Source organism: Pseudomonas sp. 32_A, from assembly GCF_017490905.1.
GTDB classification, from domain to species: Bacteria; Pseudomonadota; Gammaproteobacteria; order Pseudomonadales; family Pseudomonadaceae; genus Aquipseudomonas; species Aquipseudomonas inefficax.
The window spans coordinates 56,356-82,042 of record NZ_JAFGYI010000024.1 but is presented as its reverse complement, the minus strand read 5'-3'; the positions used below and the strand labels follow the sequence as shown (position 1 = coordinate 82,042).

Sequence of the window (25,687 nt, the reverse complement as noted above, 5' to 3'; positions counted from 1 at the left end):
GCTTGTGTAGTCCCTGTGGGAGCGGGTTTACCCGCGAAGAGGCCAGTGCAGTTGGGAAGGTTTGCCATGGCAAAAAAAGGGCCCCATCAAGGGGCCCCTGGGCCTTCGCCCGCCGCCCGGATAGGGCGTGCATGGTGAATCGAATTCAGTGTCCTCGTTCAGCCAACGGCGTGATTTTCGTTGAGTCTATGGATGCCAGCGGTGCCAGTCATTCCGTCCCAGTTATCACCGCGACCTTCACGCCAGCCGTTGATCCAGGCTTGGCGAACAGAAGGAAGATTGAAGGGGCAAAGTTCGCGGGATTTGCCGGTGACCCCGTATTGGTAGCCACGTGAATATGCTCTTTCCAACGGATCACGCTTAAGTCTTCTCATAGGGTGTTGCCCTCACTTGTTGACTGTAATGTCCCGTCGGCCTCTCCGAGGCCGGGCAGAGTCTTTCTGCCGGTGTGCGCTCGCTGCCGGCGTGGCGAGCTGAAAGTGCCGCCTCGTTGCGAAGCGGCCTGAGACCAGTTCTATCGAATGCGAGTCACGGTGTGAATGATCGATTTGTCATAAGCACGTAACCTTTCCAAGGGTGAGGGGATAAGTAAATAAATGCGACTCAACCTTGTTTAGCGTTGAGCCCGCTATGATCAGGGTTTGCCGATCATTGACGTCATTTCGCCAGCGTGGCTTGCGGATGACAGAAATAATTTGAAATGCGACGAAGGGTCACATCGGCCCCGGTATCGCCAGAATTTTTCGTACTGCCTGATGATCTAAGCTGTCTTTGCCACTGGGCCAAGCACAGATCGGTCAGGCGGCCCGGCCTTTCACCGCACGCTCGCGTGCCACGAAAGGCCACCCGCACGCCTGCTGGAAAGGTGTGCGGGCAAACATCGCGGGGCGATGCGTCGCCCCGTCAGTCAAATAGCCCAAGGCGCTGGATTACTCATGTCGGACCGTTTCGAACTTTACCTCACCTGCCCCAAAGGCCTGGAAGGCCTGCTTGCCGAAGAGGCCCGGGCCCTCGGCCTGGATGACGTGCGCGAGCACACCTCGGCCATTCGCGGCGCCGCCGACATGGAAACCGCCTACCGCCTGTGCCTGTGGTCACGCTTGGCCAACCGGGTGCTGCTGGTACTCAAGCGCTTCTCCATGAAGAACGCCGACGACCTCTACGACGGCGTGCACGCGGTCGACTGGGCTGATCACCTGGCAGCCGACGGCACCTTGGCAGTGGAGTTCAGCGGCCATGGCTCGGGCATCGACAACACCCACTTCGGTGCGTTGAAGGTCAAGGACGCGATCGTCGACAAGCTGCGCAACCGCGAAGGCCTGCGCCCGTCGGTGGAAAAGATCGACCCGGATGTGCGCGTGCACCTGCGCCTGGACCGTGGCGAAGCCATTCTCTCCCTCGACCTTTCCGGGCACAGCCTGCACCAGCGTGGCTACCGTCTGCAGCAAGGCGCCGCGCCGCTGAAGGAAAACCTGGCGGCGGCGGTGCTTATCCGCGCCGGCTGGCCGCGCATTGCCGCCGAAGGTGGCGCGCTGGCCGACCCGATGTGCGGTGTGGGTACCTTCCTGGTCGAAGCGGCAATGATCGCCGCCGATATAGCGCCCAACCTCAAGCGTGAACGCTGGGGCTTCAGTGCATGGCTTGGCCACGTACCGGCATTGTGGCGCAAGGTACATGACGAGGCGCAGGCGCGGGCACAGGCCGGCCTGGCCAAGCCACCGCTGTGGATCCGTGGCTACGAGGCCGACCCGCGGCTGATCCAGCCAGGCCGCAACAACGTCGAGCGTGCCGGCCTGGGCGACTGGGTCAAGATCTACCAGGGCGAAGTCAGCACCTTCGAGCCGCGCCCGGACCAGAACCAGAAAGGCCTGGTCATCAGCAACCCGCCCTATGGCGAGCGCCTGGGTGACGAAGCCAGCCTGCTGTACCTCTACCAGAACCTCGGCGAGCGCCTGCGCCAGGCCTGCATGGGCTGGGAAGCGGCGGTATTCACTGGCGCGCCGCAGCTGGGCAAGCGCATGGGTATTCGCAGCCACAAGCAGTACGCATTCTGGAACGGCGCCTTGCCGTGCAAGCTGCTGCTGTTCAAGGTGCAGCCCGACCAGTTCGTCACCGGCGAGCGCCGCGAGGCGCAGCCTGAAGGTGCGCAAACCCGCCAGCAGGCAGTACCGGCCAGCGAGCCGGCACGTTTGTCGGAAGGTGCGCAGATGTTCGCCAACCGCCTGCAGAAAAACCTCCGGCAGCTGGGCAAGTGGGCCCGCCGCGAGCAGGTCGATTGCTACCGCCTGTACGATGCCGACATGCCCGAATATGCCCTGGCGGTCGACCTGTACCAGGACTGGGTGCACGTGCAGGAATACGCCGCGCCACGTTCGGTCGACCCGGACAAGGCTCAGGCACGCCTGCTCGACGCGCTGGCAGCCATCCCGCAGGCCTTGGGCATTTCGCCGCAGCGTGTGGTGCTCAAGCGTCGCGAGCGGCAGAGCGGCACGCGCCAGTACGAGCGCCAGGCAACCGAAGGCCGCTTCCAGGAAGTGAACGAAGGCGGCGTCAAGCTGCTGGTCAACCTTACCGATTACCTCGACACCGGCCTGTTCCTCGACCATCGTCCGATGCGCATGCGCATCCAGCGCGAAGCAGACGGCAAACGCTTCCTCAACCTGTTCTGCTACACCGCCACGGCCAGCGTGCATGCGGCCAAGGGTGGCGCCCGCAGCACCACCAGCGTCGACCTGTCGAAAACCTACCTGGACTGGGCGCGGCGCAACCTGGCGCTTAATGGCTTCTCGGATCGCAACCGCCTGGAGCAGGGCGATGTGATGGCCTGGCTGGAGGGTAACCGCGACAGCTACGACCTGATCTTCATCGACCCGCCGACCTTCTCCAACTCCAAGCGCATGGAAGGCGTGTTCGATGTGCAGCGTGACCACGTGCAGCTGCTTGATTTGGCCATGGCCCGCCTGGCGCCGGGTGGCGTGCTGTATTTCTCCAACAACTTCCGCAAGTTCCAGCTGGACGAGCACCTGATGGCGCGTTACGCGGTGGAGGAAATCACGGCCCAGACCCTGGACCCGGACTTCGCCCGCAACAACCGTATCCATCGCGCCTGGCGCCTGCAGCTTCGTTGAGGCGACGAGGTACATTGCGCGGCTAATGGCCAATAGCTATAACTGGGGACAGGGCAAGATAATCCGCAGGACGCTGACGTGACGAGATGGGTGTATGTCAAAGGGTGGCGTGTGCGCGCGGTTGCTTGGCCTGTGCACAGAGGCATTATCCGCCTGGGCGGTCGCCCTGGTCGCCCTGGTCGTGGGCGGCCTGTTGACGGCCGTCCTGGCGCTAGCCGCGCAAACCTTTTACAAGCAGCAGCTGCGCCAGCGCTTCGAGCTGCTGGCCAGCGAGCGTTTCAGCCGTATCGCCGAGCGGTTTGATGAACAGCAGCAGCGCCTGGACGGGCTGCGGCGGTTTTTCAGCTTTTCCAACGAAATCACCCCACACGAGTTCGACGGTTACGCCCGGCCATTGCTGCAACGGACCCTGGCCTACGCCTGGGCGCCGCGTGTCGAGGCCGCGCAACGCGCCGAGTTCGAGCGCCAGGCCAGTGCGCATTCCGGCCCGGGCTATGTGATCCGCGACCAGGATGAACAAGGCCAGTGGCACCCATCCCCCCAGCGCGACCATTACTTCCCGGTACTCTATACCCAGTCGGGTGAATTGCCCGGGCTGCCCTATGGGCTGGACCTCGCCGGCCAGGAAGTGCCCCTGGCGGCCTTGGCGCGGGCGCTTGGGCCGGGCAGCATGGCGGTGTCCGAGCCACTGCCCATGTTCGATACCAGCTCGGATGCGCGTGGCCTGCTGATGGTGGCGCCGGTGTTTTCCGATGCCAACCCCCGCGGCGCGGCAGTGGGTTATGTGATGGCCTTGCTGAGCATGCGTGAGCTGATCAGCGACGGGCGCCCGGTTACGGCAGACGATAACCTTGTGGTGCGTATCGTCGACCCCACCGGGCTACATGGCCCCGAGGTGATGTTCGACTCGCAGAACCCGGTCGCACCCCTGCCGCTGGCCAGCAACCAGCTATTGCACCTGGCTGACCACCACTTCCAGTTGAATATCCGGCCGAGTCAGGCCTTCGTGCGCGCCAACCGTTCCTCCGCGGTGCTGGCTGTGAGCCTGCTGGGCAGCTTGTTGAGCCTGTTGCTCAGCGTGTTGCTCTACAGCCTGTTCAGCCAGCGCCAGCGCGCATTGGCCCTGGTAGAGCAGCGCACTGCCGAGCTGCGTGTCAGCGAGCAGTCACTGCGCGGTACCCACAACCAGCTGCGCAGCGTGCTGGATGCCGCAACCCAGGTGGCGATCATCGCCACCAACCTCAAGGGCGTGGTCAGCACTTTCAACGCCGGCGCCGAGCGCATGCTCGGTTACCCGGCCAGTGAGGCGATCGGCCAGCTGCGCCTGGAGGACCTGGTGCTGCCCGAAGAGTTGAACCTGCGTGCCCATGCCTTGAGCCTGCGTTACGGCCGACCGATTGAAGGTGGCCAGGCCATGTTCGCCGAAACAGCGCAGGAGCATGGCGCCGAACCGGGGGAGTGGACCTTGTTGCGTGCCGATGGCAGCCAACTGGTGGCCAACATGCTGGTCACCGCCATGCTCGATGAACAGGGGTTATGGATCGGTTACCTGGCGATCTGCATCGATGTTACTGAACGGCGTCGGGTGCATGAGGCGCTGGCAGCGCGTGACCGTCTTCTGGAAAAGCTCAGTGCCGAGGTGCCGGGCGGCATTTACCAGTACCGCCTGGATGGCAACGGCCACTCCTGCTTTCCGTATGCCAGCATGGGCCTGTACGACATCTACGAAGTCGACCTGCAGCAGCTGCGCGAGGACGCCACCGCGGTGTTCGAGCGCATCCACCCGGACGACCTGGAGCGCGTGCGCCGCTCGGTGCGTTACTCGGCCGAACACCTGTCGCCCTGGCGCGAAGAATACCGCGTCTGCCTGCCGCGTGCCGGGTTGCGCTGGGTGCGTGGCGAGGCGACACCGGAGGTGGGCGAGCAGGGCTGCACCTTGTGGCATGGCTACCTGACCGACATCTCCGACCTGAAGGGCGTGGAGGAAGAGTTGCGTGCGCTGTCGGTGACCGACTCGCTGACCGGCATCCATAATCGCCGTTACTTCCAGGAGCGGCTCAAGCTCGAACTGGAACGAGCCCAGCGCGATGGCCTGGCGCTGGCGGTGATCATGCTCGATATCGATCACTTCAAGCGCATCAACGACCATTTCGGCCATGCCGTCGGCGACCGCGTGCTGCGCAGCCTGTGCCTGCGTATCGGCCAGCGTTTGCGGCGTACCGATGTGTTCTGCCGGCTGGGCGGCGAAGAGTTCATGGTGCTGTGCCCGGGCAGCGATGCCGAGCAGGCGCGGCTGCTGGCACTGGAGCTGTGGCAAGGCGTACGCAATGTGCCGGTGGAGGGCGTGGGCAGGGTGACCGCGAGTTTTGGTGTGGCGGGCTGGCGACCGGGGGAAGGGGCCGATGCCTTGCTGTTGCGGGCTGATGCCGGGGTGTATGCAGCCAAGCAGGCTGGGCGGGACCGGGTGGAGGGGGAGTTGGCCTGACAGCTGTCAGTTGCCAATGCCGGCCCTTTCGCGGCTGAAGCCGCTCCCACAGGGAAATTGCAGGTCTTGAACCCTGCGCTGAACCTGTGGGAGCGGCTTTAGCCGCGAAAGGGCCGGTACTGGCTACCTGTCAGTTGGCCGCTGTGCTGCCGGCCAGTTTCGGCTGGCGATACAAATCCAGCAGCACCTGGTCGAGCACCTGCGAGGCGCCCCACGGTTTCGGATCGTTGAGGATCGCCGCCACTGCCCAGGTATGGCCGTTGCTGTCACGGCTGAAGCCGGCAATTGCCCGTACGGTGTTCAGCGTACCGGTCTTGATGTGCCCTTCGCCGGTCATGGCGGTGCGCTTCAGGCGCTTGCGCATGGTGCCGTCCATACCCACCAGCGGCATCGAGCTCATGAACTCGGCAGCATAAGGGCTCTTCCAGGCCGCCTGCAGCATTGCCGCCATCTCCCGCGTGCTGACCCGTTCGGCACGCGACAGGCCGGAACCGTTTTCCATCACCAGGTGCGGCGCGGTAATACCCTTCTTCGCCAGCCACTGGCGCACCACGCGCTGGGCGGCGCGAGCGTCGTCACCGTCGGCATCGGTGCGGAACTGCGCGCCAAGGCTCAGGAACAGCTGCTGGGCCATGGTGTTGTTGCTGTACTTGTTGATGTCGCGGATCACTTCCACCAGGTCTGGCGAGAAGGCACGGGCCAGCAGGCGAGCGCCCTTGGGCACGTTCTCGAAGCGGTCGCCGCCCTGGATGCTGCCACCCAGCTCGTTCCAGATCGCGCGCACGGCACCGGCGGCGTAGGTCGGGTGGTCGAGCAGCGACAGGTAGGTCTGCGAGTTGCAGCCGTCACCCAGCTGGCCGCTGACCGTTACGCTGATGCCGTCGGCTTGCTGCACGGGGTTGTAGCGCACATCACCCGAACACTGTTTGGAGGCTACCGCCTTGACCTGGTTGTCGATACGGATGCTGGCAATCGGCGGTTCGACCGCGATGGTGACCTTGCCGCCATCGTTGCGGGCCACGAAACGCAGGGCTTTGAGGTTGACCAGCAGCGAGTCGGGCTTGACCAGGAAAGGCTTGTTCTCATCGCCGCCGTCATCGTTGAACTGCGGCAGGTTCGGCTGCACGAAGTGGCTGCGGTCCAGCACCAGGTCGCCGGTGATGGTGCGCACGCCATTGGCGCGCAGGTCACGCATCAGCAACCACAGCTTTTCCATGTTCAGTTTCGGGTCGCCGCCACCTTTGAGGTACAGGTTACCGTTGAGTACGCCGTTGCTCAGGGTGCCGTCGGTGTAGAACTCGGTTTTCCACTGGAAGGTCGGGCCGAGCAGTTCGAGGGCGGCGTAGGTGGTGACCAGTTTCATGGTCGAGGCCGGGTTGACCGAGACATCGGCATTGAACACGGTCGGTGTGCCGGGGCCGTCCAGCGGCAGCATTACCAGCGACAGGGCAGAATCCTGCAGTTTGTTGGCCTTGAGGGCCTGTTGCACTTTGGCAGGCAGCGTGGTGTTGACGGCGGCGGCCTGGCTGGGCAGGGCGAGTGGCAACAGCAGGCCGGCAAGAACGAGGGGACGAAGCGTTTTGATCATGATCGATAAATACCCTACGGCGAGGGAAAAGGGCATTGGGGCTGTAAGGAATGATGGCCCCAGAATGAAAGAATACGCATTATGCCCCAAGCGCAGCGACGATGCGCCACGTTCGACGGAAAAGCACCCCCAATAAAAAAGCCACCCCTAAGGGTGGCCTTTTCAGCGATCGAGCCGGGCCGGTATCACTCGGCCTTGTTGATCGGCTTTTCCGGGTACCAGGCGTCCAGCAGCGGGCTGACCTCGATCTTGGTCAGTTCGCTACGGCCTTTGAGCCAGGCTTCAACGGCTGCACGCTGTTCTTCGCTGACCGAGCCGCGTTTGACCGAGCACACCAGGCCGAAATCGTCACCGCCTACATAGTCCAGGCCATTGGCGTCCATGGCTTCTTCCAGGAACGCGTCGAGGAAAGCATCGATTGCCTGGTCGTCCAGATCTTCCTTGAATTCCAGGTTCAGCTCGAAGCCCAATTCCTGAAACTCGTCGACACACAGCTTCTTGCGCAGACGACGGGAGCGGTTTGTGGCCATGAAACAATCCTCTTAGGTAATAACGCCGCGCAGTCTACCAGTTAACACGCCTGGCTGCCTGCCTGTGTGCAGCTACCGGTGGCCAGCTCCCTGGCCAGGGCACGTTCTACCCGGCACATATGCCGTGCCAGTGCCTGGCGCCGCAGGCGTATCTGGGCGGTAGGCAAGCCGCCTGCCTCCAGGGCTTCGCAAGCCTTCATCAGTTCGGGGGCTTCCAGCATCCGCGCGGCGCTGAGCACCTTGTGCGCCTGTTCGGCAATGGCATCGCTGTCGTGCTGCGGATGCAATGCCATCAAAGTTGCCAGGTCGGCCTGCAGGCTCTGCTGCAACGCCATCAGGAAGCGCTGGCGGTCGTTCGGGTCATGCCCGACCACTGTGGCCAGGCCGTCCAGGTTGTACAGCTTGCGCCGCGATTTCTGCCGGCGGCGCGGGCGGATGCCGGCCAGGCGCTGGCTGAGCGTACCCAGGCTTATGGGCTTGAGCAGGCAGTCGTCCATGCCGGCGCTCAGGCACTTGCGGCGTACCTCCGGCTGCGCGTTGGCGGTGTAGCCGAGAATGGTGCAGCGCGGCCGCTTGCCATGGCGTTCCTCGGTACGCACGGCGGTGGCCAGCTGGTAGCCGTTCATGTGCGGCATGTTGCAGTCGAGCACCAGCACATCGAAGTCCCCCGCCCGCCAGGTGGCCAGGCCTTCGCGACCGTCGCGGGCGCTGGTGTGCTCCAGCCCCAGGTAGCCAAGCTGCTGTGCCATCAGCTGCAGGTTGGCCGGGTGGTCATCGATCACCAGTACGCTCAGCCGCGGGTCCGGCACATCGAGGTTCTCGATCAGCGGGGCCGGCGGCGCTGCAGCGTCAACCCGCTGCAGCGGCATCTTCAGGCGCACCTGGGTGCCGACATCCTCCAGGCTCTTGATGGTCAGGCTGCCGCCCATCATTTCGCACAGGTTGCGACAGATGGCCAGGCCTAGCCCGGTACCCGCGCGGGCGCTCTGGCTATGCGGGTTGGCCTGGATGAACGGGTTGAACAGGCGTTGCAGGTCGTCGGCGTGGATACCGATGCCGCTGTCGCGCACTTCCAGCTCCAGCACGGCGGGAGTGGTGGCGCCGTCGTCTTCCAGGCCGACGCAGATGCGCACCTGACCATGCTCGGTGAACTTGATGGCGTTGCTCACCAGGTTGGACAGGACCTGCTTGAAGCGCAGGGGGTCGAGCAGGGCATGGCAGCGTGCGGCCGGCGCGATCATCACCTCCAGGGCCAGGCCTTTCTGCCGCGCCTGGCCTTCGAAAATACGCCCCACCGATTCGACCAGGGCCGCCAGGTCGACGGCCTCCGGGGCGAGGGACAAGTGCCCGGATTCGATGCGCACGATGTCGAGGATATCGCCGATCAGGCCCAGCAGGTCTTTGGCCGAATGGTGGGCCAGCTCCAGCGCGCAGCGGTCTACCCGGCCTTGGTCGGCACGCTTGACTGCCAGCTCGAGCATGCCGATGACCGCATTCATCGGGGTGCGGATTTCGTGGCTGATGGTGGCCAGGAACGTGCTTTTGGCGCGGTTCGCATCGTCGGCCTGCTGCTTGGCCTGGCGCAACTCCATGACCAGATGGCGGCGCTCGCTGATGTCGATCCAGCCACCGATGATGCCCTGCACCTCACCCAGTGAGTCGCGGTACGGCAGAATCCAGTGGTAGATGGTCATCTCCCGGTCCTGGATCCGTAGTGTCCGGTCCATGATCAGTGGCGAGCCTTCGGCCATTACCTTCAGGTAGTCGGCGTGGATCTGCCGGGTCTGCTCGCAATCGGCGAACAGGCTCCCCTCCAGGTTCTTGCCGATGACCTCCTCGGAGCGCGCCTGCACGGCTTCCAGGTAGCTGTAGTTGCAGCTTTGCAGGCGGCCCTCGCGGTCACGCACGTACATGGGGTGGGGCGTGCCGTTGAGCAGGGCGCGCATGAATGCCACCTGGTCGTTCAATGCCCGTTCGGCGCGTTGCCGCTGGCGAATCTGCAGGCGCAGGCGGGCATTCCACAACAAGGCCAGCAGCAACAGCACGGCGGTGCCGAGTACCACCTGTATCGCCAGCCTTCGGTAACCGTGGTCGTTGCCATCCTCGTGCAGGCTGAAGCCGCGCCAGCGGTTGTTGATGACCCCCAGTTCTTCCGGCGAGATGCTCAGCAGCGCCTTGTCGAGGATCGACACCAGCGCCTGCGACGGGGCACTGGTGGCCATGGCGAAGCTGGCAGGGTCGCTGCCGACAGTGGCCCGGATGACCAGTTCAGGGTTGCCGGCCAGCGCGTGGTTGGCGTCGATCAAGGTGGTGATCACCGCATCGACGGCACCACTGTTGAGCAACGCCATGGAATAGAACGAGCTTTCGGTCTCGACCCAGCCGATTTGCGGATAGTGCCGCGACAGCATGGCGTCCATGGCACTGTAGCGGGTAATGGCGATGCGATGACCCTGCAACTGTTCCAGCGAGGTGAAGGGTTGCTTGTCCTTGCGGCTGACCAGCACATAGGCGCTTTCCAGGTAGGGCTGGCTGATTTGCAGGTCGTCTTCGTTCACCCCGCCGGTGGCCAGTGCGGCGATGACATCGGCGCGGCCGTCCTTCAGGCGGGCAATCATGTCTGCAAGGCCGCTGGCGCGCTGCACTTCGAAACGCAAGCCGGTGCGCAGGCGAAGCAGTTCGAGCAGGTCGGCGGTGATGCCGCGAAAATGCCCCGAGCCATCGAAATAGGAGACAGGTGCAGCGGTGTCATCGATTGCCACACGCATTACCGGGTGGTCCTTCAGCCACTGCTCTTCGGTGTCGGTCAGTTGCAGCTTGCGGTCGGTCAGCAGCAGGTCGCTACCGGCGCTCCAGCGCTTGAAGATACTGGCGCGTATGGCCGAGGTCTGTCTGTCCAGGGTGGCGTTAACCATCTCCATCAACACCCTGTCCTCGTGACGCAGGGCAAAACCGAAGCCGATGGCTTCGTGCTTGCCGAAACTGGCCATGCGCAGGCGTGGCAGGTGGCCGCGGTTGAGCTGGTAATGGGTGGAAATGGTATCGCCGATGAACACGTCGGCCTGGCCGAACGCCACGGCACTCAGGGCCTGGCTGGACGAGCCGAAGGCCAGGAGCTCGGCCTTGGGGTAGGTTCTGTTCACCTCCTGCCGGGGCAGGTAGTGGTAGAGCATGCCCAGGCGCATGCCGGCCAGGCCCGTGTCCAGCGCCCGGCTTTCGTCCTCGCGCGTTACCAGTACCGGTTGGTCGATGGCATAGGGGTGCGACAGGGCCAGGCCATCGCTGGCCGCTTCGTAGCCGTTGGCGCTGCCAAGCAGGTCGATATCGCCATGCCGGAGCGCTTCCACCGCCGCTTGTCGGCTGGAAAAGCGCAGAACCCGCACGGGCAACTGCAGGGCCTTGCCGATCAGGCTCGCGTACTCGGCGGTAAGGCCTTGGTAGTCGCGGCCCCCACTGGTGATGTCGAACGGCGGGTAGTCCGGAGCCGAGGTCCCCAGCACCAGTTCCTGACGGCCTTCGAGCCATTGCCGTTGCTCGTCGGTGAGCGCAGGCAGTGCCGGCTTGGCCGATGAGCGTGCCAGCAAGGTATAGGATGAAGCCTCGTGATGGGTAGCCTGTGCCACGCCGCTGAACAGGAGCAGGGTGAGCAACAGGCGAACGATAGGGTACGCCATGACTACCCTCAGACCAGCGCGTTGCGTTTGGCCATTTCAATCAGGTCGACCAGCGTATTGACCTGAAGTTTGTGCATGAGGCGCTTCTTGTAGGTACTGACTGTCTTGCTGCTGAGGAACATGCCCTTGGCAATTTCCTTGTTGCTGCGGCCTTGGGCGAATAGTTGCAGTACCATCAGTTCGCGGTCATTCACCTGGCGGAAAAGTTGCAAGTCGGCATTTACCGCCTGGTCATGCTTGATTGCCTGGCTGGGGAAATAGTTGTAACCAGCCAGCACGGCCTTGATTGCACTGAGCAGTTCGTTCAGGTCTTCCTGCTTGCACACATAGCCTGCAGCACCGGAGTGCATGCAGCGCACGGCAAACAAGGCCGGAGATTGCGCGGTCAGTACTAGCACCTTCAGGGGCAGGGCCATGGCCTGGAACCGGGCAAGCACCTCCAGCCCGTCCAGCTTGGGGATGCTGATGTCGAGTATGACCAGGTCGGGGGCGGTTTCGCGAATCATCTGCATGGCGTCCACGCCGTTGTCCGACTCGCCGACAACCTTGTAATTCTGGTTTTCCAGCAACATACGAACAGCCAGGCGGATGACGGGATGGTCGTCGACGATAAATATGGAATGCATGTTCAACTTCCCTGCGGGCGATTGAGGGTGACAGGCGGCACCTTATCGCAGTTGAAAGTCATCGGGCATGCGAGGAAGGGCTATCAGCCCTATATGGGAAATGGCTTACAAGATAAAACAATTCGGGCTACGAAACAGGCGCGTTTAACCCAATGTCAAAATGTGTTTGGTAACTTTTCATTTGTTTTTATTCGTGCTGTTTAACTTGTCGCCAGCATATGTAGGAAGTTTCTCACAATGTACGGTGCAGCTCCGGGCGATACCCGGGCTGCACCGGCAGGGCTCAGGTCGGGCTGGAGCGCCCGGTCATTTCCCGGGCCATTTCGCTGGCATAGCTGTCGGTCATCCCGGCGATGAAGTCGATCATGCGCAGGAAGGCGCTGTGCAGCGAGCCGTGCGGGTCGGGGGCGTTGTTGCCGATCAGGTCCAGTACCCGGCGGCTCTTGAACGACGGCGTGCGTCCACCGTGCTGTTCGAGGGCGGCCCCGCAGAAGGTGTTCAGCAGAATCTCCAGCGTGGTGTAGGCGCCGATCTCGTGCAGGGTCTTGCGCTTGTCCTGGAAGATCTTGTTGCGTGCCATGTCCTTGGCCTGCAGCACGCAGCGCTTGGCCGGGCCGTGCATGTGTTCGACCAGGTCGCCCGCCAGCTGCCCGGCCAGCAAGGCTTGCTGCTGTTCGACGAAGGCGTGGGCGGCAGCGTTGGTCAGGTGCTCGATGGCCTTGCCGCGCAGGATCGCCAGCTTGCGCCGCCTGGAGTCGCCAGGGCCGAGCTGGCGGTAGGTTTCCGGCAGGTCCTCGCCGACCAGGTCGAGCAGCAGCGCTTCGACTTCGGCATATTGCAGCAGCTCCATTTCCAGGCCGTCTTCCAGGTCGATCAGCGCGTAGCAGATGTCATCCGCGGCTTCCATCAGGTAGACCAGCGGATGGCGCGCCCAGCGCTGATGTTCCAGTTGTGGCAGGCCGAGCTTGCGGGCGATCTGCTCGAGCAGCGGCAGTTCGCTCTGGTAACTGCCGAACTTGTGCTTCTTGTAACCCAGGGCGTCGGCGTGGCGTGCGCTCCACGGGTACTTCAGGTAAGTGCCGAGGGTGGCATAGGTCAGCCGGGTACCACCGTCGAACTGGTGATATTCCAGCTGGGTGAGTACACGAAAGCCTTGGGCGTTGCCTTCGAAGTTGAGGAAGTCGGCGCGCTCGTCGTCGCTCATGTCGTCCAGCCAGCCGCGCCCGGCGGCCTGCTGGAACCAGTGGCGGATGGCGTCTTCGCCAGAGTGGCCGAACGGTGGGTTGCCGATGTCATGGGCCAGGCAGGCCGACTGCACGATCATTCCCAGGTCACTGGGGGCGCACCAGTCCGGCAGGCTGTCGCGCAGGGTTTCGCCGACGCGCATGCCCAGCGAGCGGCCGACGCAGCTGACTTCCAGCGAGTGGGTCAGGCGTGTGTGGATATGGTCGTTGCTGGAAACCGGGTGCACCTGGGTCTTGCGCCCGAGGCGGCGGAAGGCACCGGAGAAGATGATGCGGTCGTGGTCCTTGTGAAAGGGGCTGCGCCCGAGTTCATCGGCGCTGTACAGGGCTTTGCCCAGGCGTTCGCGGGTGAGCAGGGTGTGCCAGTCCAAGGCGCGGTCTCCTGTGGATCGAAGGCATTAGCTTCCAGTGTCGCGTGCATATGCGCAAGGGGCAGGTCGATACCGACCCTGTGGGAGCGGGTTTACCCGCGAATGCGTCGGTGTCTCCAGTGCCGCATTCGCGGGTAAACCCGCTCCCACAAGGGGCAATACAGATCGTCAGGGGCGGCGGCTGCCTTGCAGGTACAGGCGCAGCAACGGCAGCAGGCTGGTGCCCAGGCGCACCAGCCGCGCCAGGTTGCCGCTGCGCACGCCCTTGCCGGTGAGGAAGCCCAGCGCCACCACGGCGCCTATCCCCCACAGCGGTGCATGCTTGATGCCCAGCCCATCGTGCAGCGAGCTGCCCATGCCGCGCACGCGGCGCAGTGGCTCCAGCAACTGCGCGGACTCGTGGCGGATTTCCTGGCGGTGCATTTCCATGCGCAGGCGCAGCAGCGCCTTGCGCAGTTCGCGCGGGTTACGGGTGTTTGGCAGTTCTGGCAGGTTCATGGCAACAGGCGCTCCCGGTCCTTGGCAAGTTCCTCGAGGGTGGCGCCGAAGGGCGACGACTCGTCGAACACCGCTGCCTTCAGGCGCAGGCCGCAATACAGCGCGGCGATGCCGTAGAACACGCACAGGCCGATGATGCCGGCCAGGCGATAGCTGTCCCACAGCAGCACCAGCAGCAGCCCGGACAGCGCCGTCAGCAGCAGCAGGGCGAATACCAGGGCCAGGCCAGCGAACAGCAGCAGGCTCAAGGTGCGGCCCTTCTGCTCCTGCAACTCGATGCCGAACAGTTCGATATGGCTGTGCAGCAGCCCCAGGGCAGCCGCACCCAGGCGCTTGCCCGAGGCGCTGGCGCCGTTGGCGTCGTTCTCCATGGGAACCCCTTAGCGCCGGTTGGCCAGCAGGCCGATCAACAGGCCGACGCCAGCGGCAATGCCGATCGCCTGCCATGGTTTTTCCTGTACGTACTGTTCGGCACTGCCCAGTGCTGCCTGGCCGCGCTCGCGCACCGAGTCCTGGGTCAGCTGCAGGGTTTCGCGGGCCTGGGTCAGGCGGTCGTGGATCTGTTCTCGCAACTCGTCAGCCTGGTCGCCTGCCAGGTTGGCGGTGTCGGCCAGCAGCTTCTCGGTGTCGCGGACCAGTGCCTGGAAGTCAGCCATCAATATCTCTTGTGCAGTCTTTGCCGATTTGCTGGCCATGGGTGTCTCCCTGTCGATGAATGTTGGTAGTTCGAGTGATCGCACGCGCGGAAGGTTCAAGTGCCGACGCTGGTATGAGCCTTGCTATGGCTTTGCCACGTTGCGGGGCGCCCAGGGTGAGTATTGCGCCGATTCAGGGCGCCAGCGCAGCGGATACCGATAAACCTTAACCCAATCCACGACAAACCCAAGAAAAAACCACGCAGGCTCCGCCCGGCTCACCGGAACAGGGCAGGGAGCTGGCACCGATTCGGTGCAGGGATGCAGGTTCTTGAACTGTCCTGGTGCCTTTTTCAGCAGGCCTGCCTATTTCATGGAAAACATGCACAGCGCGATGGACTCTCTGGTCCACGGTTCCAACACCCTGTTCATTCTCATGGGCGCCATCCTGGTGCTGGCCATGCATGCCGGCTTCGCGTTTCTCGAAGTGGGCACGGTGCGTCACAAGAACCAGGTCAATGCCTTGTCGAAGATTCTCAGCGATTTCGCTATTTCTGCATTGGTGTACTTCTTCATCGGCTACTGGATCGCCTACGGGGTCAGCTTCTTCCAGCCGGCGGCGGCGCTGGCTGCCGACCATGGCTATGCGCTGGTCAAGTGCTTCTTCCTGCTGACCTTCGCCGCGGCGATCCCGGCAATCATCTCCGGGGGCATCGCCGAGCGGGCACGCTTCGTGCCGCAACTGTGCGCCACGGCGTTGATCGTGGCGTTCATCTACCCGTTCTTCGAGGGGGTGGTGTGGAACGGCAACCTGGGCGTACAGGCCTGGTTGCAGGCACGCTTCGGTGCGCCGTTCCATGACTTTGCCGGCTCGGTGGTGGTGCATGCCATGGGCGGCTGGCTGGCGCTGGCGGCGGTACTGCTGCTGGGCGCGCGCCGCGGGCGCTACCGTGAGGGCCGGCTGGTGGCGTTTGCGCCGTCGAGCATTCCTTTCCTGGCATTAGGGTCGTGGATCCTGATCATCGGCTGGTTCGGGTTCAACGTCATGAGTGCCCAGACCCTGCAGGGTGTCAGCGGCCTGGTGGCGATCAACTCGCTGATGGCCATGGTCGGTGGCACCCTGTCGGCCTTGCTGGCCGGGCGTAACGACCCAGGTTTCCTGCATAACGGGCCGTTGGCCGGGCTGGTGGCGGTGTGTGCCGGTTCCGACCTGATGCACCCGATTGGTGCGCTGGCCACCGGCCTGGTGGCGGGCGCGCTGTTCGTCTGGAGCTTCACCGCAGCGCAGAACCGCTGGAAGATCGACGATGTGCTGGGTGTGTGGCCGTTGCATGGCCTGTGTGGCGTATGGGGTGGCATGGCCTGCGGCATCTTCGGCCAGGAGGTACTGGGTGGCATGGGCGGTGTGAGCCTGGTCAGCCAGGTGCTGGGCAGTCTGATGGGCGTGGTGGTGGCATTGGCCGGCGGTTTTGCCGTGTATGGTGCAATCCGCGCGCTGAACGGACTGCGCTTGAGCCATGAGCAGGAGTTCCAGGGCGCGGACCTGTCGCTGCACCGTATCGGCGCCACCAGCCAGGATTGAGCCAGGTCAGGTGCACTGTGCGCAGGACGGACCTAGAATAGGTTTCCCTCCTGCCAACGCGGACTTGCCCCATGCTGCCTGAATGCCAACTGTTCGGCACCCTCGGCTGCCACCTGTGTGAAGTGGCCGAGGCCGTGCTGATGCCCTTCGTCGACCATGGCCTGCTGGTAGAGCTGGTCGACATTGCCGAGAACGAAGCCCTGTTCGAACGCTACGGCCTGATCATTCCGGTGCTGCGCCGCTGTGACAACGGCGCCGAACTGCACTGGCCGTTCGATGCCGAACAGGTGGTGGCGTTTCTCGCGCAGTAATTGCGCCAGGGGAGGTCTGTCCCTGCTCCATGCGGCATGCTGCGTTGTGATGATCGGCTGCCGGCACCTTGAGGCCGGCATTTTTCACCGGTCATCAGGAACCCAGCCATGCTCATTTCACCCCATTTCACCCTCGATGAAATGACCGTTTCGCAGCTCGCCGCCAGGGAAGGGCTCGACAATAATCCACCAGCCGAGGCGCGTGCCAACCTGCAGTTGCTGTGCAATTCACTGGAGCAGGTGCGGGCGCTGTTCGGCGCACCGGTCATCGTCAGTAGCGGCTATCGCAGCCCCGCGGTCAACCAGCGCATTGGCGGGGCGCGGACGAGCCAGCATTTGCAGGGGCTGGCGGCTGACTTCACGGTGTTTGGAGTGAGCCCGCGCGAGGTTGTGCTCCGGGTCAGCGAAAGCGCCATTCCCTTCGACCAGCTGATCCTCGAATTCGATAACTGGGTGCACCTGGCCGTATCGCGCGGCGTCCCTCGGCGCCAGGTGTTGACCATTCGTAAAGGCAGCGGCTATCTGCCGGGGCTGCAATGAAGCGCATTGACGGCGGCAAGGGGATGTTCGTATGCTGTATATAAATACAGTATCGAGGTGAAGCCATGCTCAATGTCGAGCAACTCAAGTACAGCGTCAACCGCATGCCCGTCGAGCGGGTGGCCGATGCTGTTCTGGAACTGCGCCTCGAAGGCCTGGTTACCGACGACCGTACGCCGTTCGGCAAGGTCCACTTCAATACCTGCTTCGCCGAGATCGAGGCCTTGTTCCAGCGTGCCGGCTACCACCGTGGGCTGGATGTGGTGGGTTACCAGGGGCTGCTGTATGCCCTCTATGACCCTGGGCGCTGGGAGCCGGTGCAGGTGTTGCGCTGGCTGAAGGAGCGCTGTGAGGCCATTGCCCAGGCTGGTTGAGGGCGCGGGCTTGGGGGATAATGCGCGGCCGTGAACGTTTCGAGCCCTGCCATGACCACGCCTTTCGACCCCGCCCGCCAGCAAGCCAGCACGGTGTGCCTGCCCCCCGGTAACTGGGCGACGGTGCTCGACTGCCTGTGTGACTATTTCAAGGCCATCGACCGCGCCCAGTGGCTCGACCGCTTTGCCCGTGGCCGGGTGCTGGATGCCGAGGGCAGGGCGGTTTCTGCCGAACTGCCTTACAAGCGCGGTATGCGTTTGCACTACTTCCGTGAGGTGCCGAACGAGCGGCCGATCCCGGTGCAGGAGACCATACTGCATGTGGATGAGCACCTGGTGGTGGCCGACAAGCCGCATTTCCTGCCAGTGACGCCGACTGGTGAATACGTCGAACAGACCTTGTTGCGCCGCCTGATCCGCCGCCTGGGCAACCCGCATCTGGTGCCGTTGCACCGTATCGACCGGCATACCGCCGGGCTTGTGCTGTTTTCCGCCAACCCGCAGAGCCGCAGTGCCTACCAACGGCTGTTCCCTGAACGTCGCATCGACAAGCGCTACCAGGCCATTGCCGCGGCCATGCCGCAGCACGTTTTCCCGCTGGTGCACAAAAGCCGCCTGGGACATGGCGAGCCGTTTTTCCGCATGCATGAGGTAGAGGGGGAGGCCAACAGCGAAACCCTGGCCGAAGTGCTGGAGAAGAACGGTGAGCTGTGGCGTTACGGGCTGTCGCCGGTGACTGGCAAGACCCATCAGTTACGTGTGCACATGGCAGCATTGGGGGCGGGGATCTGCAATGACCCGTTCTATCCGCAGTTGGTCAACGAAGAGGATGACTACCAGCGGCCGCTGAAGTTGCTGGCGCAGAGCCTGCGCTTTGCAGACCCGTTGAGCGGGGAAGAGCGCTACTACGAGAGCTGCTTGCGCCTGGATTGGTAAAGCACACGCTCATTGCAGGAAGCAGTTGCAGTGAATGCACTCTGAAGGCTTGCGCGGTCCCCTGTGGGAGCGGGTTCACCCGCGAAGAAGCCTGTGCGCTGGATGGCACCGGCTTTGCCGGTGTTCGCGGGTGAACCCGCTCCCACAGTGACCGCGCAATCTTCTGAGTTTTGCGCAAAGCAGTTAATCCCAAAGGTACGGCGCAGCTACAAGTGCTGCCGTACCTCTGGAAGCCGCCCTAGCGGTTGAACCGCTCCACCAGCGAGTACTGGGTACCCGCCGTGGTGGTCAGCTCTTCGCTTAGCAGCGCCGAATGCTGGGCCTGTTCGGCAGTCTGGTCGGCCAGGTCGGCGATGGTGCTGATGTTGCGGCTAATCTCGTCAGCCACCGCAGTCTGCTCCTCGGTCGCTGCAGCAATCTGGGTTGCCATGTCGGTAATGTTGGCAACCGCCTCACTGATGCCCACCAGCGCCTCGTCGGCCTGCATCACACGGTCGACGCCTTCCTGCGCCTGGCGATGGCCGGTTTCCATGGTCAGTACGGCATTGCTGGCGGTTTGTTGCAGCTTGGCGATCAGGCCGTGGATCTGCCCGGTGGATTCGGCAGTGCGCTGGGCCAGCTGGCGCACTTCGTCGGCCACCACGGCAAAGCCTCGGCCCATTTCACCGGCACGTGCCGCTTCGATGGCCGCGTTCAGCGCCAGCAGGTTGGTCTGGTCGGCGATGCCCTTGATCACATCGACCACGCCACCAATCTCATCACTGTCCTTGGCCAGTTGCGTCACCGTCTGGCCGGTCTCGCCCACCGCCGCCGAGAGGCGTTCGATGGCCTCGCGGGTTTCACCGGCAATCTGCCGGCCCTGGCTGGTCAGGCGGTTGGCTTCCTGGGTGGCATCGGCGGTGCGCTGCACGTGGTTGGCCACTTCCTGGGTGGTGGCGGCCATCTGGTTGACCGCAGCGGCAACCTGCTCGGTCTCCACTCGCTGGCGTTCCAGGCCCGAAGAACTCTTGTGCGCCAGCACATCGGACTGACGCGCCTGTTCGCTGAGGTGTTCGGCGCTGTCCTGCAGGCGGGTCAGGCAGGTTTTCATACGTGCGTCCTGGCTGAGCATGGCCATTTCCAGGCGCGCCTGCACGCCACGGCTGTCGGTGTACATCTGCGCGATCAGCGGGTCGGAGGTGGTCTGTTCGGCCAGGCGCAGCAGGCGTTTGAGGCCGCGCTGCTGCCAGCTCAGGCCCAGCAGGCCCAGCGGTACGGAAAGCCCGGCAGCCAGGGCGAAGCCCCAGGAATGGCCCAGCCAGTTGCCGATCAGGAAGCCCACCTGGCTGATCAGGATGAACGGCAACCAGTCCTGCAGCACCGGCAGCCACTTGTCCCGGCGCGGTACCGCCGGCTTGCCCTGGTTGATGCGCTGGTACAGCGCCTCGGCGCGGCGGACCTGCTCGGCGGTAGGCTTGACCCGCACTGATTCGAAGCCGACCACCTGGTTGTTGTCGAAGATCGGCGTGACATAGGCATTGACCCAGTAGTGGTCGCCGGACTTGCAGCGGTTCTTGACGATGCCCATCCACGGCTGGCCCTGCTTGAGGGTTTGCCACATATGGGCAAACACCGCTGGCGGCACATCGGGGTGGCGCACCAGGTTGTGCGGCGCACCGGTCAGTTCTTCGCGGGTGAAACCACTGATCTCGATGAAGGCATCGTTGCAGTAAGTGATCACACCTTTGGCATTGGTGGTGGAGATCAACCGCTGCTGGGCAGGGAAAGTCCGTTCTCTCTGGGTAATCGGCTGGTTGTTACGCATGGGTTGATAGTCCGCAGGGCTTTCGACAGGTATCGGCAAGCCGCTGGTTTTATTGAATGGATATTTAATGTGCTTGATCTGTGGCAATAAGCCATCACTCGATCTGCGTTAGCCAACGAGCACATTTGAGCAAGTTGGGCTCATTATTGCGTTTTTACTGCTGTTTCATGACGGATAAGTCGAATGATGACCGATTGGCTAGCCAAGAGCCAGCATCGGATAGCTGAACAGGGTGAAGTGCACCAGGTTCAGGGCGAAATGGCAGAGCACCGCCGCCGCCACGCCGCCCCAGCGGTACGCCAGGCCGTAGCCGAAACCGGCAAGCGTGGCCAGGTACACCCATTGCCAGCCGGCCCCCAGGTGGGCCAGGCCGAACAGCAAGGCGGTGGCGAGCAATGCCAGCCCTTGGTGGCGCAGCAGCCGTTGCAGGCCGGCCTGGATGTAACCGCGGAACAACAGTTCTTCGGCCAGGCTTACCAGCAGCAGGTTGTTCAGCAGCCAGAGCCAGGCCTGGTCGGGCCATTTCGGGGCCCAGGCAAGCGTGCCCAGTGCCCAGGCACCACCCAGGCAGGCAAGCAGGGTCAGGGGCAGGGCGAATAGCAGGCTGGTCGCCAGGCCCTGGCTGCGCCACAGGAACAGCCAAGGGCAGGCCAGCAGCAGCCAGGCGCCAATCAGCGGTTTGTCCAGGTTCAGGTACATCGTGAAAGGCAAAGCGCCAGGGCTCAGGATGACCCCGTCGATGACCTTGGCTGCGTTGAAACCGGGCAGCCAGTGCAATGCCAGGGCGATGGCCAGCAGGATGAACGATGCGTGGCCCAGGGCTTGTAGCCAGCGCTGGGGGCGACGAGCGAGCAAGGCGCTGGCGAGCAGGGCGAGGAAGGTGGGCAGGGTGGTGATGTCGAGGCTGCCATGGCTCAGGGCGAGGGTGTAGCCGAGTGCCAGGAGTAAAAGTGCGATCAGGTGGAAGCGAGGCACGAGTGGTCCTTTTCGGGTAAACGGAAACGGGCCGCTACGCGTCGTCTGTAGGAGCGGCCTTGTGTCGCGATGGGGCGCGCAGCGGCCCCGCTCGATAGCAGCGGCGAAGCTGAAATCTGGGGCCGCTATGCGGCCCATCGCGACACAAGGCCGCTCCTACAGGCGATCGGCGTGCACAGCAGCCCCAAGCATACGCGCCTCAACCAGCAATCAGCTGACGCAACACATAATGCAATATTCCCCCCGCCTTGAAGTATTCCACTTCATTCAGCGTATCGATCCGGCACAGCACCTCAAACTGCTCCTGCTGCCCATCCTCGCGGGTGATGCGCAAGGGCAGGCTCATGCCCGGGCGAATCTGTGCGCCGTTCAAGCCCAGCACATCGATCTTCTCCTTGCCGGTCAGCCCCAGTTGCTTGCGGTTGTGTCCGGCCTTGAACTGCAGCGGCAGCACGCCCATGCCTACCAGGTTGGAACGGTGAATGCGCTCGAAGCTCTCCGCCAGCACCGCCTTGACCCCCAGCAGGTTGGTGCCCTTGGCCGCCCAGTCTCGGCTCGAGCCGGTGCCGTATTCCTGGCCGGCGATCACTACCAGTGCAGTGCCTTCCTGCTGGTAGCGCATGGCCGCGTCGTAGATCGACAGTTTCTCGCCGCTGGGCACGTGCAGGGTGTTGCCGCCTTCTTCGCCCGCCAGCATTTCGTTGCGGATGCGGATGTTGGCGAAGGTACCGCGCATCATCACTTCATGGTTGCCACGCCGCGAGCCGTAGGAGTTGAAGTCGCGGGGCTCCACTCCCTTCTCGCGCAGGTAGCGCCCGGCCGGGCTGTCGGCCTTGATGTTGCCGGCCGGGGAAATGTGGTCGGTGGTCACCGAGTCACCCAGCAGCGCCAGAATCCGCGCACCCTGGATGTCGGTGATTTGCGGGGGAGGCCCGCCGATGTCGTCGAAGAATGGTGGATGCTGGATATAGGTGGAGTCGGCCTGCCACACGTAGGTGGCCGCCTGGGGTACCTCGATGGCCTGCCACTGCGCATCGCCGGCGAACACTTCGGCGTATTCCTTGTGGAACATTGCCGTGTCGACCTTGGCCACGGCAGCGGCAATTTCCTGCTGGCTGGGCCAGATGTCGCGCAGGTACACCGGCTGGCCATCCTTGCCGGTGCCCAGCGGGTCGCGGGTCAGGTCCAGGCGCACGCTGCCGGCCAGGGCATAGGCCACCACCAGCGGCGGCGAGGCCAGCCAGTTGGTCTTGACCAGCGGGTGCACCCGGCCTTCGAAGTTGCGGTTGCCCGACAACACCGAAGCCACCGTGAGGTCAGCGCTGCCGATGGCTTTTTCGATCGCTTCATCCAGCGGGCCGGAGTTGCCGATGCAGGTTGTGCAGCCATAGCCGACCAGATCGAACCCCAATTGGTCCAGATAGGTGGTGAGCCCGGCGGCCTTGAAGTAGTCGGTGACCACCTTTGAGCCCGGCGCCAGCGAACTCTTGACCCAGGGTTTGCGTTGCAGGCCTTTTTCCAGGGCCTTTTTCGCCACCAGCCCGGCGGCCATCATCACGCTGGGGTTGGAGGTGTTGGTACACGAGGTGATCGCGGCAATCACCACGGCGCCATCGCGCAGGGTGTGGGTCTGGCCTTGATGGCTGTAGTCGATCTCCCCGGCCTGGTCGGCGTTGCCCACCGCCACGCCGCCGCCACCTTCGCTTTCCAGGCGGCTTACCTCTTTGGCCAGCGGTCTGGGTTGCAGTTCGATGAAGTGGTCGAAGGCCTGGCTGACCTGGCCCAGGGCTACCCGGTCCTGCGGCCGCTTTGGCCCGGCCAGGCTGGCCTCGACCTCTTGCATGTCCAGCGCCAGGCTGTCGCTGAACAGTGGCTCCTGGCCCGGCAGCCGCCACAGCCCTTGGGCTTTGCAGTACTGCTCGACCAGTTGCACGGTCGCCTCGGGGCGCCCTGACAGGCGCAGGTAGTCCAGGGTCACCTGATCGACCGGGAAGAAGCCGCAGGTGGCACCGTATTCCGGGGCCATGTTGGCAATGGTCGCACGGTCGGCCAAGGGCAGCTCGGCCAGGCCATCACCATAGAACTCGACGAACTTGCCCACCACGCCCTTCTTGCGCAGCATCTGCGTCACCGTCAGCACCAGGTCGGTGGCGGTGATGCCTTCGCGCAGCTTGCCGGTCAGCTTGAAGCCGATCACTTCGGGGATCAGCATCGACACAGGCTGGCCGAGCATGGCCGCTTCCGCTTCGATGCCGCCCACGCCCCAGCCGAGCACGCCCAGGCCATTGATCATGGTGGTATGTGAGTCGGTTCCGACCAGAGTGTCGGGGAAGGCGTAGGTGCGACCATCGGCCTCACGGGTCCAGACGGTGCGGCCGAGGTACTCCAGGTTGACCTGGTGGCAGATGCCGGTGCCCGGCGGTACCACGCGGAAGTTGTCGAAGGCACTCTGGCCCCAGCGCAGGAAGGCATAGCGCTCGCCGTTGCGCTGCATCTCGATGTCGACGTTCTCGCTGAAGGCCTGCGGCGTGCCGTAGCGGTCGACCATCACCGAATGGTCGATCACCAGGTCCACGGGTGACAGCGGGTTGATCCGCTGCGGGTTGCCGCCGGCCTTGGCCATGGCTGCGCGCATGGCGGCCAGGTCGACCACGGCCGGCACACCGGTAAAGTCCTGCATCAGCACCCGCGCCGGGCGGTACTGGATCTCGCGGTCGGAGCGTCGGTCACCCAGCCATTGGGCGAGGGCGCGCAGGTCGTCGCCGGTGACGGTCTGGCCGTCCTCCCAGCGCAGCAGGTTTTCCAGCAGCACCTTCAGCGACATGGGCAGGTGCTGCAGGTCGCCCAATTGGCGGGCGGCCTCGGGGAGGCTGAAGTAGTGGTAGGTCTGGTCGCCGACCTTGAGTGATCTGAGGGTATTCAGGCTATCGAGCGAGGGCATTGCCAACTCCTTCTGCGCCGGTGCCTGGCAAGATCTGCCGGTGGCACCGCTGTGTATCGATCCGCACGGCACGGACCTGGCTGAAAGGTCAGGTTAGACTGCTTTGCGCCACCTGACCCTTTTCTGGACCGGCGGGGCGTGTCGCAGGTTCCGATCTTCCATTATCATCGCCGCCCTGCCAGCGCCTGTGGTGCGCCAGCCGTAGTGGAGTGAGAGATGAATACCCTGTTCATGCATTGCCGGCCCGGTTTCGAGGGTGAGGTGTGCGCCGAAATCAGCGAACATGCCGCCCGCCTGGGTGTTGCCGGCTATGCCAAAGGCAAGCCGCAAAGTGCCAGTGCCGAGTTTGTCTGTAGCGAGGAGGGCGGTGCCGAGCGCTTGATGGGGGAACTGCGCTTCAACCAGCTGATTTTCCCGCGGCAGTGGGCCCGTGGCGGTTATGTCGAGCTGCCGGAAAGCGACCGTATCAGTGTGCTGTTGGCGCACCTGGCCGACTTCCCGCTGTTCGGCAGCCTGTGGCTGGAAGTGCTGGACAGCAACGAAGGCAAGGAACTGTCCACGTTCTGCCGCAAGTTCGAGGTGCCGCTGCGCAAGGCCCTGGAAAAGGCCGGCCGCCTGGTCGACGACGCCAGCCGCCCACGCCTGCTGCTCACCTTCATCAGCGGTCGCCGCGTATTTGCCGGTGTTGCCCCGGCCAACAACAGTGCGCTGTGGCCCATGGGCATCCCACGCCTGAAGTTCCCCCGCGAGGCGCCCAGCCGCTCGACGCTCAAACTGGAAGAGGCCTGGCACCAGTTCATCCCGCGCGAGCAGTGGGAGCAGCGCCTGGGCGATGACATGACCGGCGTCGACCTGGGTGCGTCGCCGGGTGGCTGGACCTACCAGCTGGTGCGCCGGGGCATGCTGGTGACTGCCATCGACAACGGGCCGATGGCCGAGAGCTTGATGGACACCGGCTTGGTCCAGCACCTGATGGCCGATGGTTTCACCTGGCAACCGAAGCAGCCGGTGGACTGGATGGTGTGCGACATCGTCGAGAAACCGGCGCGTACCACCTCGCTGATCGAGACCTGGCTGGGCGAGGGGTTGTGCCGTGAGGCGGTGGTCAACCTGAAGTTGCCGATGAAGCAGCGCTATGCCGAAGTACGCCGGCTGCTCGAGCGCATGGAGGCGACCTTCAAGGCGCGCAAGATCAAGGTGTCGATTGCTTGCAAGCAGCTGTATCACGACCGTGAGGAAGTGACCTGCCATCTGCGTCGGCTCGATCTGAAACTGCGGTGATTTCGCGGGCTGCTTTGCAGCCCAATCGCCGGCAAGCCAGCCCCCACAGGGATGCAATTGTTTCAGGCTTGCTGCAATCCTGTGGGCACTGGCTTGCCGGCGATTGGGCCGCACAGCGCCCCCTTGGTCCACGCGGTACTATGCGCGACAATAGCGATCATTTG

General features: G+C 63.7%; 20 protein-coding genes. 8 read left to right on the top strand and 12 right to left on the bottom strand.

The genetic code is table 11. The annotated features are described in order from the left end of the window. Positions 1-158 precede the first annotated feature (158 nt). Complete coding sequence (locus tag J5M58_RS16100; protein WP_003248687.1) at positions 159-374, bottom strand: ribosome modulation factor; 216 nt, start codon at positions 372-374, stop codon at positions 159-161. A 561-nt stretch (positions 375-935) separates the two neighbouring features. On the opposite strand from J5M58_RS16100, the gene rlmKL reads away from it, so the two are divergent. Further along, positions 936-3,128, top strand: a complete 2,193-nt coding sequence (rlmKL, locus tag J5M58_RS16095) for a bifunctional 23S rRNA (guanine(2069)-N(7))-methyltransferase RlmK/23S rRNA (guanine(2445)-N(2))-methyltransferase RlmL (RefSeq protein ID WP_207878720.1) — start codon at positions 936-938, stop codon at positions 3,126-3,128. A gap of 94 nt (positions 3,129-3,222) precedes the next feature. Further along, complete coding sequence (locus J5M58_RS16090) at positions 3,223-5,613, top strand: diguanylate cyclase (RefSeq protein WP_112252106.1); 2,391 nt, start codon at positions 3,223-3,225, stop codon at positions 5,611-5,613. A 130-nt stretch (positions 5,614-5,743) separates the two neighbouring features. Here J5M58_RS16090 and dacB read toward each other — a convergent pair whose 3' ends face one another. The 8 genes from dacB to J5M58_RS16050 form a co-directional block, all read right to left on the bottom strand. Further along, the gene (dacB, locus tag J5M58_RS16085) at positions 5,744-7,201 is read right to left on the bottom strand and encodes a D-alanyl-D-alanine carboxypeptidase/D-alanyl-D-alanine-endopeptidase (protein ID WP_085625203.1); all 1,458 of its coding nucleotides are present in this window, start codon (positions 7,199-7,201) and stop codon (positions 5,744-5,746) included. Positions 7,202-7,386: 185 nt separating this feature from the next. Then, on the bottom strand, positions 7,387-7,731 hold the full coding sequence (locus J5M58_RS16080) for a YggL family protein (protein WP_003248695.1): 345 nt from the start codon (positions 7,729-7,731) through the stop codon (positions 7,387-7,389). Positions 7,732-7,772: 41 nt separating this feature from the next. Beyond that, complete coding sequence (locus J5M58_RS16075) at positions 7,773-11,405, bottom strand: transporter substrate-binding domain-containing protein (RefSeq protein WP_112252107.1); 3,633 nt, start codon at positions 11,403-11,405, stop codon at positions 7,773-7,775. An 8-nt stretch (positions 11,406-11,413) separates the two neighbouring features. After that, positions 11,414-12,031, bottom strand: coding sequence for a response regulator transcription factor (locus J5M58_RS16070; protein ID WP_112252108.1), 618 nt, complete (start codon positions 12,029-12,031; stop codon positions 11,414-11,416). Between the two features lie 283 nt (positions 12,032-12,314). After that, entirely contained in the window at positions 12,315-13,646 is a 1,332-nt protein-coding gene (locus J5M58_RS16065; RefSeq protein ID WP_112252109.1) for a deoxyguanosinetriphosphate triphosphohydrolase, read from the bottom strand. Between the two features lie 168 nt (positions 13,647-13,814). After that, a complete protein-coding gene (locus tag J5M58_RS16060) occupies positions 13,815-14,144 on the bottom strand; it encodes a hypothetical protein (RefSeq protein WP_112252110.1) in 330 nt (109 codons plus the stop codon). Next, positions 14,141-14,515: a phage holin family protein gene (locus J5M58_RS16055; RefSeq protein ID WP_013971683.1), complete on the bottom strand. Its 375-nt coding sequence runs from the start codon at positions 14,513-14,515 to the stop codon at positions 14,141-14,143. Before J5M58_RS16055 ends, J5M58_RS16060 begins: the two co-directional genes overlap by 4 nt. 9 nt (positions 14,516-14,524) lie before the next feature. Beyond that, entirely contained in the window at positions 14,525-14,839 is a 315-nt protein-coding gene (locus tag J5M58_RS16050; RefSeq protein ID WP_085625198.1) for a YqjD family protein, read from the bottom strand. A gap of 313 nt (positions 14,840-15,152) precedes the next feature. Between J5M58_RS16050 and J5M58_RS16045 the strand changes: the two genes are divergently transcribed. From J5M58_RS16045 to J5M58_RS16025, 5 genes are all read left to right on the top strand, one after another. Then, positions 15,153-16,361 (top strand): ammonium transporter, encoded by a 1,209-nt coding sequence (locus J5M58_RS16045; RefSeq protein WP_207878718.1) that lies wholly within the window; start codon positions 15,153-15,155, stop codon positions 16,359-16,361. A gap of 71 nt (positions 16,362-16,432) precedes the next feature. Beyond that, positions 16,433-16,672, top strand: a complete 240-nt coding sequence (locus tag J5M58_RS16040; RefSeq protein ID WP_063913871.1) for a glutaredoxin family protein — start codon at positions 16,433-16,435, stop codon at positions 16,670-16,672. A gap of 108 nt (positions 16,673-16,780) precedes the next feature. Then, positions 16,781-17,212: a D-Ala-D-Ala carboxypeptidase family metallohydrolase gene (locus J5M58_RS16035; protein WP_112252112.1), complete on the top strand. Its 432-nt coding sequence runs from the start codon at positions 16,781-16,783 to the stop codon at positions 17,210-17,212. Between the two features lie 65 nt (positions 17,213-17,277). Then, entirely contained in the window at positions 17,278-17,586 is a 309-nt protein-coding gene (locus J5M58_RS16030; protein ID WP_004376097.1) for a hypothetical protein, read from the top strand. A gap of 51 nt (positions 17,587-17,637) precedes the next feature. Then, the gene (locus tag J5M58_RS16025; RefSeq protein WP_207878716.1) at positions 17,638-18,522 is read left to right on the top strand and encodes a pseudouridine synthase; all 885 of its coding nucleotides are present in this window, start codon (positions 17,638-17,640) and stop codon (positions 18,520-18,522) included. Between the two features lie 238 nt (positions 18,523-18,760). On the opposite strand, the gene J5M58_RS16020 is transcribed toward J5M58_RS16025, so the two are convergent. The 3 genes from J5M58_RS16020 to acnA all read right to left on the bottom strand — a co-directional run bounded on the left by J5M58_RS16020 (position 18,761) and on the right by acnA (position 24,242). Then, complete coding sequence (locus J5M58_RS16020) at positions 18,761-20,326, bottom strand: PAS domain-containing methyl-accepting chemotaxis protein (RefSeq protein ID WP_112252114.1); 1,566 nt, start codon at positions 20,324-20,326, stop codon at positions 18,761-18,763. A 198-nt stretch (positions 20,327-20,524) separates the two neighbouring features. After that, positions 20,525-21,301 (bottom strand): CPBP family intramembrane glutamic endopeptidase, encoded by a 777-nt coding sequence (locus J5M58_RS16015; RefSeq protein WP_207878714.1) that lies wholly within the window; start codon positions 21,299-21,301, stop codon positions 20,525-20,527. A gap of 199 nt (positions 21,302-21,500) precedes the next feature. Then, positions 21,501-24,242: an aconitate hydratase AcnA gene (gene acnA, locus J5M58_RS16010; RefSeq protein ID WP_207878712.1), complete on the bottom strand. Its 2,742-nt coding sequence runs from the start codon at positions 24,240-24,242 to the stop codon at positions 21,501-21,503. Between the two features lie 216 nt (positions 24,243-24,458). Here acnA and rlmM point away from each other — a divergent pair, with 216 nt between their 5' ends. After that, positions 24,459-25,523, top strand: coding sequence for a 23S rRNA (cytidine(2498)-2'-O)-methyltransferase RlmM (rlmM, locus tag J5M58_RS16005; RefSeq protein ID WP_112252117.1), 1,065 nt, complete (start codon positions 24,459-24,461; stop codon positions 25,521-25,523). Positions 25,524-25,687 lie beyond the last annotated feature (164 nt).

What these genes read in the sequence shown, in the direction of transcription:
- J5M58_RS16100 (WP_003248687.1), bottom strand. Translation starts at nt 374, where the DNA reads ATGAGAAGACTTAAGCGTGATCCGTTGGAAAGAGCATATTCACGTGGC.
- rlmKL (WP_207878720.1), top strand. Translation starts at nt 936, where the DNA reads ATGTCGGACCGTTTCGAACTTTACCTCACCTGCCCCAAAGGCCTGGAA.
- J5M58_RS16090 (WP_112252106.1), top strand. Translation starts at nt 3,223, where the DNA reads ATGTCAAAGGGTGGCGTGTGCGCGCGGTTGCTTGGCCTGTGCACAGAG.
- dacB (WP_085625203.1), bottom strand. Translation starts at nt 7,201, where the DNA reads ATGATCAAAACGCTTCGTCCCCTCGTTCTTGCCGGCCTGCTGTTGCCA.
- J5M58_RS16080 (WP_003248695.1), bottom strand. Translation starts at nt 7,731, where the DNA reads ATGGCCACAAACCGCTCCCGTCGTCTGCGCAAGAAGCTGTGTGTCGAC.
- J5M58_RS16075 (WP_112252107.1), bottom strand. Translation starts at nt 11,405, where the DNA reads ATGGCGTACCCTATCGTTCGCCTGTTGCTCACCCTGCTCCTGTTCAGC.
- J5M58_RS16070 (WP_112252108.1), bottom strand. Translation starts at nt 12,031, where the DNA reads ATGCATTCCATATTTATCGTCGACGACCATCCCGTCATCCGCCTGGCT.
- J5M58_RS16060 (WP_112252110.1), bottom strand. Translation starts at nt 14,144, where the DNA reads ATGAACCTGCCAGAACTGCCAAACACCCGTAACCCGCGCGAACTGCGC.
- J5M58_RS16055 (WP_013971683.1), bottom strand. Translation starts at nt 14,515, where the DNA reads ATGGAGAACGACGCCAACGGCGCCAGCGCCTCGGGCAAGCGCCTGGGT.
- J5M58_RS16050 (WP_085625198.1), bottom strand. Translation starts at nt 14,839, where the DNA reads ATGGCCAGCAAATCGGCAAAGACTGCACAAGAGATATTGATGGCTGAC.
- J5M58_RS16045 (WP_207878718.1), top strand. Translation starts at nt 15,153, where the DNA reads ATGGAAAACATGCACAGCGCGATGGACTCTCTGGTCCACGGTTCCAAC.
- J5M58_RS16040 (WP_063913871.1), top strand. Translation starts at nt 16,433, where the DNA reads ATGCTGCCTGAATGCCAACTGTTCGGCACCCTCGGCTGCCACCTGTGT.
- J5M58_RS16035 (WP_112252112.1), top strand. Translation starts at nt 16,781, where the DNA reads ATGCTCATTTCACCCCATTTCACCCTCGATGAAATGACCGTTTCGCAG.
- J5M58_RS16030 (WP_004376097.1), top strand. Translation starts at nt 17,278, where the DNA reads ATGCTCAATGTCGAGCAACTCAAGTACAGCGTCAACCGCATGCCCGTC.
- J5M58_RS16025 (WP_207878716.1), top strand. Translation starts at nt 17,638, where the DNA reads ATGACCACGCCTTTCGACCCCGCCCGCCAGCAAGCCAGCACGGTGTGC.
- J5M58_RS16020 (WP_112252114.1), bottom strand. Translation starts at nt 20,326, where the DNA reads ATGCGTAACAACCAGCCGATTACCCAGAGAGAACGGACTTTCCCTGCC.
- acnA (WP_207878712.1), bottom strand. Translation starts at nt 24,242, where the DNA reads ATGCCCTCGCTCGATAGCCTGAATACCCTCAGATCACTCAAGGTCGGC.
- rlmM (WP_112252117.1), top strand. Translation starts at nt 24,459, where the DNA reads ATGAATACCCTGTTCATGCATTGCCGGCCCGGTTTCGAGGGTGAGGTG.